Annotated in this window: 12 protein-coding genes; 3 read left to right on the top strand and 9 right to left on the bottom strand. The window is 51.0% G+C overall.

What is annotated here, in order from left to right; translation table 11 throughout:
• Window positions 1–153: 153 nt before the first annotated feature.
• The 4 genes from FH755_RS04835 to leuA form a co-directional block, all read right to left on the bottom strand.
• Entirely contained in the window at window positions 154–1863 is a 1710-nt protein-coding gene (locus tag FH755_RS04835; protein WP_292439188.1) for a potassium/proton antiporter, read from the bottom strand.
• Window positions 1864–1922: 59 nt separating this feature from the next.
• Window positions 1923–2408 (bottom strand): LEA type 2 family protein, encoded by a 486-nt coding sequence (locus tag FH755_RS04840; RefSeq protein ID WP_292439189.1) that lies wholly within the window; start codon window positions 2406–2408, stop codon window positions 1923–1925.
• Between the two features lie 175 nt (window positions 2409–2583).
• Window positions 2584–2868: a hypothetical protein gene (locus tag FH755_RS04845; RefSeq protein ID WP_292439191.1), complete on the bottom strand. Its 285-nt coding sequence runs from the start codon at window positions 2866–2868 to the stop codon at window positions 2584–2586.
• Window positions 2869–3089: 221 nt separating this feature from the next.
• Complete coding sequence (leuA, locus tag FH755_RS04850; protein WP_292439193.1) at window positions 3090–4790, bottom strand: 2-isopropylmalate synthase; 1701 nt, start codon at window positions 4788–4790, stop codon at window positions 3090–3092.
• Window positions 4791–5097: 307 nt separating this feature from the next.
• On the opposite strand from leuA, the gene FH755_RS04855 reads away from it, so the two are divergent.
• A complete protein-coding gene (locus FH755_RS04855; RefSeq protein WP_292439195.1) occupies window positions 5098–5568 on the top strand; it encodes an Lrp/AsnC family transcriptional regulator in 471 nt (156 codons plus the stop codon).
• Between the two features lie 4 nt (window positions 5569–5572).
• On the opposite strand, the gene rarD is transcribed toward FH755_RS04855, so the two are convergent.
• The 4 genes from rarD to FH755_RS04875 form a co-directional block, all read right to left on the bottom strand.
• Window positions 5573–6460 (bottom strand): EamA family transporter RarD, encoded by an 888-nt coding sequence (rarD, locus tag FH755_RS04860; RefSeq protein WP_292439197.1) that lies wholly within the window; start codon window positions 6458–6460, stop codon window positions 5573–5575.
• 31 nt (window positions 6461–6491) lie between these two features.
• Window positions 6492–6830, bottom strand: a complete 339-nt coding sequence (locus FH755_RS04865) for an MGMT family protein (protein ID WP_292439199.1) — start codon at window positions 6828–6830, stop codon at window positions 6492–6494.
• Window positions 6831–6891: 61 nt separating this feature from the next.
• Window positions 6892–7440: a hypothetical protein gene (locus FH755_RS04870; RefSeq protein ID WP_292439201.1), complete on the bottom strand. Its 549-nt coding sequence runs from the start codon at window positions 7438–7440 to the stop codon at window positions 6892–6894.
• Between the two features lie 185 nt (window positions 7441–7625).
• Entirely contained in the window at window positions 7626–8246 is a 621-nt protein-coding gene (locus FH755_RS04875) for a LysE family translocator (protein ID WP_292439202.1), read from the bottom strand.
• Between the two features lie 79 nt (window positions 8247–8325).
• On the opposite strand from FH755_RS04875, the gene FH755_RS04880 reads away from it, so the two are divergent.
• Window positions 8326–10044 (top strand): bifunctional protein-serine/threonine kinase/phosphatase, encoded by a 1719-nt coding sequence (locus FH755_RS04880; RefSeq protein WP_292439204.1) that lies wholly within the window; start codon window positions 8326–8328, stop codon window positions 10042–10044.
• A gap of 99 nt (window positions 10045–10143) precedes the next feature.
• On the top strand, window positions 10144–11175 hold the full coding sequence (locus tag FH755_RS04885; protein ID WP_292439206.1) for a lyase: 1032 nt from the start codon (window positions 10144–10146) through the stop codon (window positions 11173–11175).
• Between the two features lie 39 nt (window positions 11176–11214).
• On the opposite strand, the gene FH755_RS04890 is transcribed toward FH755_RS04885, so the two are convergent.
• Entirely contained in the window at window positions 11215–11652 is a 438-nt protein-coding gene (locus tag FH755_RS04890; RefSeq protein ID WP_292439208.1) for a hypothetical protein, read from the bottom strand.
• Between the last annotated feature and the right edge of the window lie 2 nt (window positions 11653–11654).

Raw genomic sequence — 11654 nt, forward strand, 5'->3', positions numbered from 1 at the left:
ATGCGAGAAATAAACCGGCGTGTCCGATTATGAGCATAAACCGCGTGGATGCCGCGAAACTTGCGACAAACGCAAATCTGCCACAATTTTTATTAGATAGCAATCCGCATGAAATCAGCGGCAAAATAATGATGACCGGGAAAGCCACCAGGTTTAATAAAGTCGCATACCGACTTTTTTGATTTCGTCTCCCTCGACTTCCTTCACTACCCAGTGAATACCATGCCAGTCGACATCGTCCCCCACCACCGGATGGCCGCCAACCCGGCGGGCAATAAATTCTCCGAGTGTCAGATGTTGCTGACGACCGCTCACGGTGAGTCCATATGCCCTGGCCACTTCAATTAATGGCGCATCACCATTGAGCACAAAGGCACCGAAAAAGGCCTGTTGTGCTCTTGCCAGCTTGGTTTCACCACTGAAGATTTGATTGAGCTGTTCCAGATCCTCCTCGCGGCTGATCACACACAGCACATCGCCGATCTTAAGCCGGGTATTACCTTTGGGATGCAGCATCACCCTGCCGCGGAACAGGCCGGAAATCAAGGCTCCGGAAGGAAATTGCAGCAGTTGAATCGGCTGATCATCCAGGTTGGGATTTTCTACTGTGTAGACAAATATTTCATAATCCTGCTCGGGCAAGATCCCCAGTGCACCGCGCTGTTTGGGCGCTACACCTTTGGGTACCTGTATCTGCATCAGCCGGGCCATCGGCGACAAGGTTCCCCCCTGAATCAATAGCGACAGCAAAACTACGGCAAAGGCCACATTAAAATAAAGACCGGCATTGTCGACACCGCCAATGACCGGGAAAATGGCCAGAACAATCGGCACCGCGCCCCTTAAGCCTACCCAGGAGATAAAACCCAGTTCGCGTTTACGGAATTTAAAAAACGGCGTTACGGTGAGCAGTACTGCCAGAGGTCTTGCGACAAAAATCAGGGCCAAAGCGATTAACAGTGAAGGCAAGGCAAACTGGATCATGTCTGAGGGCGTCACCAGCAGACCCAACACCAGGAACAGTCCAATCTGGCTAAGCCAGGCGAGGCCGTCATGGACCGGCAGGATGTGCTGCAGATGACGCCCGGGCTGGTTACCTATCAGCAGCCCGCAAAGATAAATTGCCAGGAAGCCGCTGCCACCGATAATGCTGGCAAGACCAAAGGTAGAAAAGCCCATCGCCAGGGCCAGCAGGGAATACAAAGCCGGTGCCAGCTCCACTCGTTTCAGCATTCGACTGGTCAGCCAGCCTCCGGCCAGCCCGACGGCGATCCCCAGTCCGAATTGCTGAAGGAAAAAAATCACCGAATCAAGCGGCGTCTGAAAATCCCCCACCAGCATCTCAATCAGCAGCAGCGTCAGGAAAATCGCCATCGGATCATTGGTGCCGGATTCGATTTCCAGTGTCGCCGCCACCCTCTCGTTGATATTAATGCCCTGACCACGCAGCATCGAAAACACCGCTGCCGCGTCGGTGGAACCGACGATAGCGCCGATCAGCAAGCCTTCCAGCAGCGATAACTCAAACACCCAGGTCGCGATCAAACCAACAACGCCACTGGTGACAAACACCCCAAGGGTTGCCATGGTCAGCGCCGGTTTAAAACCGACCCGGAAGGTTTTCAAGCGGGTGCGTAAACCGCCATCCAGCAGGATCATGGCCAGCGCAAGATGGCCGATCACAAAAGCCTGGGAGTAATCATCAAAACGAATACCCAGCAAACCATCTTCACCGGCCAGCATGCCCAGCGCCAGAAAGATAATCAGTAAGGGCAACCCGAATAACGAAGAGAGACGGCTTGCCAGAATACTGAGCGCAATCAGTAAGCCACTGAGCAGGAATAAACTGTTGATGGAATCCATATTTCTTTTCTATGCCGTTTGGGCTCAGATTAGCACAGGGCCAGCCGGGGCTCCGGCGTTCAGTTGCCGTTTTTACTGGCTGCGGCGCCAAAGCCAAACTCGCCCTCTTCTTCCAGTGTGATATAGGGCAGCAAACGCCCCACATCAAAACGGGCGCGGAACAGATAATGCAGCTTGTCACGTTGTCCCGACAATAACTGGTTTATCAGGCGGGCACTGCCCAGCAAGTCAGGAGCGGCTTTAATGGTGAACTCGGCTGTACCGTAGCCCGGCACCTCCGGCAGATTCGGCTCGGCGCCGGTTAGAATCCGCTGGTCTTCAACTTCCACGGAGTAGCTCATGCCCTTGAGCGGTAGTGCGCTGCGGTTGGGGTTGACCACTTGCAGACCGATAATAAAGGTCGGCGCCCCACCGGTTGACTCAGGTGCAAGCGCAAAGGAAGTGATATTGACCTGCGGTTTTTCATAGGAAGGAAACCAACTGGCACAAGCACCCAGCAAGACAAGCAAAAGCAGTGCTGCTGCAGACTTCAACACAGATATCATTCTTCCTCTCCTGTTTGTCATATCAGTTTGACTATCATAGTGAATTAGACCGACGATTCATTGATCGGCTTCCGGCTTCAATACTGTCTCACACTCTGACATAAAAAAACGCCGCACCCTCGGATGAGAGTACGGCGCTGTGCCTAGCTTAGATAAAAGCTATCAGCAAGCGGCTTTATTCTACACCGCGTTTGTCGAGCATTTCTTCGCCTTCGCCCATATCATGAGCGGGGTGCTTGGTACCTTTAGACTCTTTGGCTTCCTCGACGTTTTCTTTATATTCTTCACTGACATCTTTATCTTTCTTATAGTCTTTGGATGTCACCTCTTCACCCATCTCATGGGCGGGGTGCTCTACGCCCTTATGGTCATCAGTATCTTTTTTGTGATGATCGGCCATAGCAGGTGAAATGGCGAAGAGTAATGTTACGAGTGTTGTAAGCAAACCTTGCTTAAACATAATGACCTCCTTTGTTTGATTACTCAAACACTGAGTAAGAAACTGATTAAACGTCTTTTTAACCAGCTGTGTTTACACCTTAACCAATAAAGGGCAGCAGATCAAACCACGGAAAAATAAAATAAATCCTTATTATTCAGCATCTTAAACCAATTCTTAGTCATTATTCAGCATTATCCTTAACCCTATCACGAGGATCTTCCCTCAGCTGACACCAGGTCTTATTGCAGGGCCTTTCTAAGCACCGCACCATGCTGCTCTTCATCTGCCACTGCCCGGTTTACCCCGTTGATCAAGGCTTTTATTGCCGCCGTGGTAATGTTTTTATCCTGACCCACCCCAAAAATCGTAGGTCTGTCGCCAACTTTGACTTCGACATAACTCACTGCCGCAGCATCAGAGCCGGCACTCATACCATGTTCATGGTAATCCGCCACTGTCACTGTCTGTCCCAGATGTGCACTGATCGCTTTGGCAGCCGCATCCAGCGGGCCATTCCCATGCCCCCCGAGCTCAATGCGTTCCTCTTTATGATTGAGCACGATTCGGGTGACCACGTCACTGGTTTCTTCGTCGATGACATGGCTGCTCATATAGCGATAGGGAGATACTACCTGTAAATAGGAAGCCTCAAACAGACTGACAATACTGGCGGTATCCACTTCCTTGCTGGTTTCATCGCTGACTTTCTGCACAATGCGACTGAACTCAATCTGCAAACGTCGCGGTAATTCAAAGCCGGCCGCGTTCTGTAACAGAAAGCTGACGCCCCCCTTACCGGACTGACTGTTGACCCGCACCACGGCATCATAACTACGGTTCAAATCGGCGGGATCAATCGGCAGATAAGGGACCTGCCAGTAATTGTCCTCAATCTGGGCAGCAAAACCTTTCTTAATCGCATCCTGATGGGATCCGGAAAACGCAGTAAACACCAGTTCACCGGCATAGGGATGGCGCGGATGAACCGGCAACTGGGTAGTTTCCTCATACATCTGGCGAATCTGATCGATGCCACTGAAATCCAAACCCGGATCAATGCCCTGCGAATAGAGATTCAAAGCCAGGGTGACCAGATCGACATTACCGGTGCGTTCACCGTTACCGAACAAACAGCCTTCAACCCGGTCTGCCCCAGCCATGACTGCCAGCTCCGCCGCTGCCACCGCGGTGCCGCGGTCATTATGAGGGTGTACGCTTAAAATAATGCTGTCGCGTTGATTAAGATGACGGTGCATCCACTCAATCTGATCAGCATAGGTATTGGGTGTCGACATCTCTACCGTGGCCGGCAGATTCAGGATCATTTTCTGCTCCGGAGTCGGCTGCCAGATCGCAGAGACGGCATCACAGACTTCTTTGGCAAATTCAATTTCGGTGCTGGAAAACACCTCCGGCGAGTACTGATAGACCCACTCGGTTTCCGGTTGTCTGGCAGTCATTTCCTTGACCCAGCGGGTACCCTGCTCGGCAATGGCTTTGACCCCGGCTTTATCGGTGCGGTAGACAACCTCACGGAAAGTCGGTGAAATCGGGTTATACATATGCAGAATCGCCCGCTTCGCGTCTTTGAGCGATTCAACGGTGCGGGCAATCAAGTCTTCCCTTGCCTGGGTCAGGACTTCAATGGTGACGTCATCGGGGATACGGTTTTCCTCGATCAACCGGCGAACGACATTGAAGTCAGTTTCAGAAGCTGAGGGAAACCCCACCTCGATTTCCTTAAAGCCAATCCGGACCAGCTCATCAAAATAGCGCAGCTTGGTTTCAACCGACATCGGATCAATCAGGGCCTGATTACCATCGCGCAGATCAGTGCTCATCCACACAGGCGGTTTCTCCAGCACCACATCGGGCCACTGGCGATCTGTCAATTTGATAGGCTCAAAGCGGCGATACTTCTGAGCTGGTTGGGTAATCATCTCTGACTCCTGAAAACAATTTAATTCGATTAGCTGAAAAACCTTCGCGTTCGTCTGACCTTGCCAGTCGGGTTAACTGGAAGCTTGCGAGCGTCGACCATCACTTGTGATGATGTGGGAGCACTCGTGCCAGCGAGAGCTTGTGGCCCATTCGCTACCGGTTTCAGCTATGGAGAATAGTATAGAGAGATTGCAGTAGAATTAAATTGCCAATATTTCATTAAATCCGTTTTTATAAGCACTTTATTGCTTAAAAATAAACTTTTATGAAATAATTAACCTTTAAAAATAAAACCAAGGATATAAGATGTCAGAAAAGCTGGATCGTTATGATCAGATGATCCTCGATATTCTGCAAAAGCACGGGCGCATCTCCAATCAGGAACTGGCGGAAGCGATCAAGCTCTCCCCCTCCCCCTGTCTGCGCCGAGTCCGTCAGTTGGAGGAGGACGGACTGATTGACGGCTATGTAGCCCTGCTCAATGCCAAAAAGCTGGGACTCAGCCTGATGGCCTTTATCGGCATCAGTATGGACCGGCACACACCCGAGCGTTTTGAAAAACTGGAATCGACCCTGGCCGGGTATCCGGAAGTACTGGAATGCCATCTGATCACCGGCCAGGATGCTGATTACCTGCTGAAAGTCATTGTCCGTGATATGGATGCCTATCAGCAGTTTCTGCTTAACAAACTGACCCGTATTGAGGGCGTCAGCGGCGTACATACCTCATTTGTGATGAAATCACCGATCAACTCAACCGCTTTACCGGTGAGTTAGGGACTCAGGATGGGTTTTGTGGCTGACTGCGTCTGATTTGCTGCCACAGCCCGGCCACAAACAAAAACAGGGCTATCCATACCAGGATAAAGGTCAACATCCGCTCAGGCGGGAAATGTTCATTGAGGACAAAAACGCCGATCAGAAACTGGATGGTCGGGTTGATATACATAATAAAACCGACAATCGACAGATTGATGCGGCTGGTGGCCATCGCAAACAATACCAGGGGCAAGGCGGTCAGAAAGCCTGAGAAAACCAGTAACAAGGTGGTCGAGTTATTCAGGCCAAAACCCATCTGACTATCCGCTGTGAGCGTCTGCCAGGCAACAAAGCCCAAAGCAAACGGCAACAACCAGAGGGTTTCAATCGTGAGACCATTGAGCCCATCAATCGGATGGACTTTTCTGACCAGGCCATAAAAGGCAAAAGCAAAGGCCAGCACCACGCCAACCCAGGGCAGAGCGCCAAAGCTCCATAATTCCCATAACACTGCCATCGCTGCCAGCACACCGGCCCAGCCCTGCAAAGGATGCAAAGACTCTTTCAGAATCAATCGTCCCATCAGCAAACTGACCACCGGCATAATGAAATAGCCCAGGCTCGCTTCCAGAACCCGGTGCTGACCGACCGCCCAGATATACACCAGCCAGTTAACAGCGATTAACAATGACGAAACACCCAGCCAGACCAGGGTCTTTCTATCCTGCAGCGCTCTGACCAGCAAGCGTCCACGTTGCAATATCAGACCCAGTGTCAAGGTCGCCACCAGTGACCAGATGATGCGGTGCGACAGCACTTCCACCGGTGAAACATGATTCAGATAGCTGAAAAATAGCGGGAAAATACCCCAGATGGAATAGGCCATAACGGCCAGCACAAGACCTTGCATACGATGCCCAGAGATTTAAAGGCATATGTTATCAAGTTTCCGGCGTGTGATCGCTGACACTCCCATCCCATTGGTAAAGCCGCAGCCGGATTTTGTTGCCCTGAAAATGAATACCTTCGTGTTCCAGTCTTTGTCGTTGCAGTTGCTGACTTTCACTGCCTGTGGGCAAGGCAATCTCCCCTTTGGCATTAATCACCCGATGCCAGGGTAATAAAGTCTCTGGCGGCAGGTTTTTCAGAATATGGCCGACACCCCGGGCATGGCCCGGATAACCGCAAAGACTGGCAATCTGGCCATAGGTGGCGACTTTTCCAGGTGGAATCGCAGCGATGGTTTGCCAAACTGTTTCTCTGAACTGTTGTTCCATCATGATTCCAAGTCAAACAACACGGACTGAACTCATCATGCCCAGTCCGTTTATTTTTATCCAGTCACTCGACCAGTGAAACAGTACTGGGGGCGATTTGCAGCTGAGACAGCTTATCCAGTAGCGATTCGATATTTTTTCTGGCGGCGCCCTCATTCGCCAGTCTGAGACGCTTGATTGCGGCAAAGGCATCTTCCATCGTCGCAGTATGCGGCGTGATAATCATTTCATCCATGACCACTGTATTCCTGGTTTTATCTGTCAACACATAACGGATGTGGGTCGTCACTGTCAGATCAAAGCCCATGATGGGTTGATTGACCTCAATCAGCTGAATCATCAGATCGTAGTTACCCTGCTCCGCCAGCAACCCTTGTGAAGACAGACTATCCCTAACCGCCTGCCGGAAAGCATCGTTGCTGATTTCTGAGGTCCATAAGGGATTGGTTTCTGTGCGACCGGACACATCCTTAACACCAATATTCGCCTCAAGTGCGGTATCAAATTGATGTCTGACTTCCGTGTAAGCCATGTTCTCGACTTTGGCACCTGAAGCACAGCCGAATAGCAGTCCTGACAATCCGATCAGTAAAAGCAGTCTGACAATTTTCACTTTTTTCTCCTGAAAATAATTAATATCAATCAGCAGCCAGCCGACGGACATCCGGGCAGGCGGTTTTCAGGAATGATGAATTGACACTGAGAGATCAGGGATTGCGTCCATGAGGCTTGTAGACACTTCATTCCGTGAAGTCTGCTGATGGTGCGAACTATTTCATTTTTTTGATAGGTCGCAACTCAGGCAGTAAAAATGAGATGCGTCGCCAGCAGAACAAACACGAGTGCAGCCAGACGGTTAAGGTTTTTCTGCCAGCGCGCTGAGCTGATTAAACTTGCCGAGATAACAGCGGCCATGATGGCGATCGTGCCGAAAACGAAGATAGTCGCCAGAATAAACAAACCGCCCAGCGCAAAAATCTGGAGTGCCACAGCATTTGCTTCAGGCGTTACAAACTGGGGCAGGAAAGCCAGAAAAAACAGGGACACCTTAGGATTGGTAATATTCATTATAATCCCGCGCCGGTAGGACCAAGCGATATCCGGGCGATGTGCAGCGTTATCGGCCAACGAAAGGGGCTCTGCAGCTAATACCTGCCAGGCAAGATAGAGCAAATAAATTGCCCCGGCTACTTTGAGCGTCATAAAAGCCCAGCTCGAGGATTGGAATATCACGGCAATCCCCAACGCCACCAGTGTGGTATGAACCAGCAGCCCGGTGCATAGCCCCATGACAACAGCCAGACCGGCTTCACGGCCACGCATGACTGAGTGAGTCAGCACAAAAATATTATCCGGTCCCGGTGCCAGTGCCAGCAGCAGCGAGGCAGTAAAAAAGCTCACTACGGTCTCTAATGCCATCCTGTTAACAATGCCTCTGCATGTTCAAAGCCCGATATATGTTGCATGATAATAGTCAACCGTCTCAGCCAGTAATTCGATGACAAACGTCCTATCCATCTCTGTCGGTCAGCATAGTTCAGCCGGAATTAAGGCCATCAACCAGGATCGCTGCGGCGTATCTGTGCCTGAAGGCGATGAACAGATGACCCGTGGCATCATTGCTGCGGTTGCTGATGGTATCAGCACCAGTGAAGTCAGCCAGGTAGCCAGTAGCACGGTGATTGCGAGTTTCATTGAAGACTATTATGCAACCCCCGAATCCTGGTCGGTAAGCACCGCCGGTGAGCGGGTCTTACAGTCGATAAATGCCTGGCTCTATGGCTGCAGTCGCAACAGTGAATATCGATATGACAATGATAGCGGTTATATCTGCACCCTCAGTGCGATTATCTTCAAAGGCAGGAAAGCGCATCTCTTCCATGTCGGCGACTGCCGTATCTATAAGCTGGTCAGCACGGCTTTACAACAACTGACCACCGATCATCTGCAAGCTGATGCTGAAACCGGCCCGTTTCTGAGCCGTGCCATGGGGCTGGAACACCAACTGCAATGTGAACAGCGCGCTTTGCCTGTCAAATCAGGTGATATTTTTATTCTGGCAACCGATGGCGTCTATGATTTTGTCACTGAACAGCAAATCTCAGAGACCGTCAGAGAGTCTCAGGATGATTTACAGCAGGCTGCGGAAAGCCTGGTCGATCAGGCACTGATAACCGGCAGCCACGACAACCTGAGCATTCAGATTATCCGTCTTGATCAGGTCCCGACCGAATCTGACCACAGATTGCAAACTGAAGCGACTCAACTGCCACTGCCACCCACACTGTCGTCGGGTATGCACTTTGAGGGCTACGATCTGCTACGCGAATTGTACGTCAGCAGCCGCAGCCATGTGTTTTTAGCCAAAGATACCGCCTCGGGCGCCCCGGTCGCCCTGAAAGCCCTGTCGACCGATCTGGAAGAGGATGCGGACGCCATCGAACGTTTCCTGATGGAGGACTGGGTCGCACGGCGGCTGAATAATGTGCATTGTCTGAAAGCCTTCGACAGTCAGCGGCCACGGCAGTCACTCTACAGCGTCACCGAATATATTGAGGGACAGACGCTGACTCAATGGATGCATGACAACCCGGCGCCGGCACTGGATGAGGTGCGGCGGATTGTCGAACAGATCGGCAAAGGCTTACAGGCCATGCACCGCAGGGAAATGATTCATCAGGACATAAGGCCAGATAACATTCTTATCGATAAGTCCGGCACAGTGAAAATCATCGATTTTGGGGCTACCCGCATTGCCGGGCTGGCGGAACTGGGAGCTGAATCAGAGCTGATACTGGGGACGGCCCAGTTCACGGCACCGGAATATTTTCTGGGTCAGACCGGCACACCGCAGTCCGATATTTTTTCTCTGGGCGTGCTGACCTACCACCTGTTGTCGGCAGACTTGCCATACGGCACCGGTGTCTCTAAAGCCTTCAGTACCGCCGCGCAGAGAAAACTCAGCTACCAGTCACTGATCCAGGGGGAGCGCAGCATTCCATTCTGGATCGATGACACTATTCGAAAAGCGGTCCATATCCAGCCGCATAAACGTTATCAGGAAGTGGCGGAGTTTGTTTATGACCTCAACTACCCTAATAAAGCGTTTTTGAATAAAGCCCGGCCACCGTTAATAGAACGTAAGCCGGTGCTGTTCTGGCAATGTGTGTCACTGGGTTTACTGCTCACCCTGCTGTATCAGAACCTGCCCGTTTAAAGCCGATCTGGTTCAGTCATACATCACACTTTTATTTCTTTGCAGTAAGTCCGGCCTGATTCCTGTCTTTTTTATATCAATACGTCATGGAGCCAGATTATGTTGATTCAGCCTTTTGCCCGCAAATTAGCTTTGATTTTTATTACTCTTGCATCATCACTGCTGCTTCAGGCAACGACTGTGCAGGCAGAAAAGCAAGTTGAAAACCTGCCCGGCCTGCTGGAATTCAAGGAATGGACTGTGCCCTGGGAAAAATCACGTCCCCGGGATCCCTATGTTGCCCCTGATGGCACGGTCTGGTTCGTAGGCCAGGTAGGTGACTACGTCGCCAAACTGAATCCGCAAACCGGTGAGATGAAAAAGTTTGATATCCCCGGCGCCGGTCCGCATACCGTGGTCGTCAGTGATGATGGGACTCCCTGGTATGCCGGCAACAAGGACAAACATATCGGTAAAATGAACCCGAAAACCGGAGAAGTGACCTTATTCCCGATGCCGGATGGCATTAAAGACCCGCATACCATGGGCTGGACTTCCCATGGCAATCTCTGGTTTACCGCCCAGTGGGCAAATTACATCGGCAAACTGGATACCCAAACCGGCAAGGTCGAGAAAATAGCCTTACCCCGTGACAATATGCGCCCCTATGGCCTGACCGTGACTCCTGATAACCGGCCCTGGATTGCATTTATGGGCGAGAACGCGATTGGCACCATCAATCCCAGCACCATGGCGCTTGACGTTATCAAAACCCCGTCAGGAGACAGTTTGATCCGCCGCATTGCTATGACCTCGGATGGCCGGATCTGGTGGGGTGATAATGCCATGGGCCATATTGGTGTCTATGATCCTGAAACCCAATCGATGCAGCAGTGGGCCACACCCGGCGGGGAAGCTGCCGGTATTTATGCGTTGGCCGTCGATAACAAGGAGCGGGTCTGGTATGTTGAAACCGCTCTGCAGCCTAATCGCTTTGTCGGTTTCGATACCAAAGCTGAAAAATTTATTTCGATTGATGAAGTGCCGTCCGGCGGCATAACAATTCGCCATATGGTATTTGATGAAAATTCCAACGCGATCTGGTTTGCCACCGATGCCAACACTGTTGGTAAAGCGATGCTGCCGGAATAAAGTCGTTATTGCAGATAATCACTAACTGTTCGTCATATTTTAGTGGTTTTCGCAGCTAATCTGGAAGCCGTCAGCGACATGCTGGAAACTGGATGATTTGTCACTGTTCATTTTGTGATAAGTGAGGGTCCCCTCTTTCAGCGACAGATTTGTGTAAGTAGTGATTTTCTCGGCGGGCTTTTTACCATGCATATTTTCAATGGTACTGGCGGTTTGCACCAGCTTGCCGTCTTCGACTCGCCAGACACCGGTTTCCTTCTGCACCCAGGAGAAATTTTCTCCATCGCAGACCAGAAACAGTGCTGCGTAGCGCTGATCCTGCATTCTCCTGGTAAGCCATTTTATGGTTTCTCCCTCCTGCTGCTTCTCGCTGTACCAGGTACCGATCAAGACATCACTGGCCGGTTCAGCCTGAACAGTAAAAGAAAAAGAGAGGACAGCAAGCAATGCCGGCAGCAAAGTTCGGGACAGGATCATGG

It is taken from the genome of Methylophaga sp. (genome assembly GCF_009711715.1).
In the GTDB taxonomy this organism is placed as follows: Bacteria; Pseudomonadota; Gammaproteobacteria; order Nitrosococcales; family Methylophagaceae; genus Methylophaga.

What these genes read in the sequence shown, in the direction of transcription:
- FH755_RS04835 (WP_292439188.1), bottom strand. Translation starts at nt 1,863, where the DNA reads ATGGATTCCATCAACAGTTTATTCCTGCTCAGTGGCTTACTGATTGCG.
- FH755_RS04840 (WP_292439189.1), bottom strand. Translation starts at nt 2,408, where the DNA reads ATGATATCTGTGTTGAAGTCTGCAGCAGCACTGCTTTTGCTTGTCTTG.
- FH755_RS04845 (WP_292439191.1), bottom strand. Translation starts at nt 2,868, where the DNA reads ATGTTTAAGCAAGGTTTGCTTACAACACTCGTAACATTACTCTTCGCC.
- leuA (WP_292439193.1), bottom strand. Translation starts at nt 4,790, where the DNA reads ATGATTACCCAACCAGCTCAGAAGTATCGCCGCTTTGAGCCTATCAAA.
- FH755_RS04855 (WP_292439195.1), top strand. Translation starts at nt 5,098, where the DNA reads ATGTCAGAAAAGCTGGATCGTTATGATCAGATGATCCTCGATATTCTG.
- rarD (WP_292439197.1), bottom strand. Translation starts at nt 6,460, where the DNA reads ATGCAAGGTCTTGTGCTGGCCGTTATGGCCTATTCCATCTGGGGTATT.
- FH755_RS04865 (WP_292439199.1), bottom strand. Translation starts at nt 6,830, where the DNA reads ATGATGGAACAACAGTTCAGAGAAACAGTTTGGCAAACCATCGCTGCG.
- FH755_RS04875 (WP_292439202.1), bottom strand. Translation starts at nt 8,246, where the DNA reads ATGGCATTAGAGACCGTAGTGAGCTTTTTTACTGCCTCGCTGCTGCTG.
- FH755_RS04880 (WP_292439204.1), top strand. Translation starts at nt 8,326, where the DNA reads ATGACAAACGTCCTATCCATCTCTGTCGGTCAGCATAGTTCAGCCGGA.
- FH755_RS04885 (WP_292439206.1), top strand. Translation starts at nt 10,144, where the DNA reads ATGTTGATTCAGCCTTTTGCCCGCAAATTAGCTTTGATTTTTATTACT.
- FH755_RS04890 (WP_292439208.1), bottom strand. Translation starts at nt 11,652, where the DNA reads ATGATCCTGTCCCGAACTTTGCTGCCGGCATTGCTTGCTGTCCTCTCT.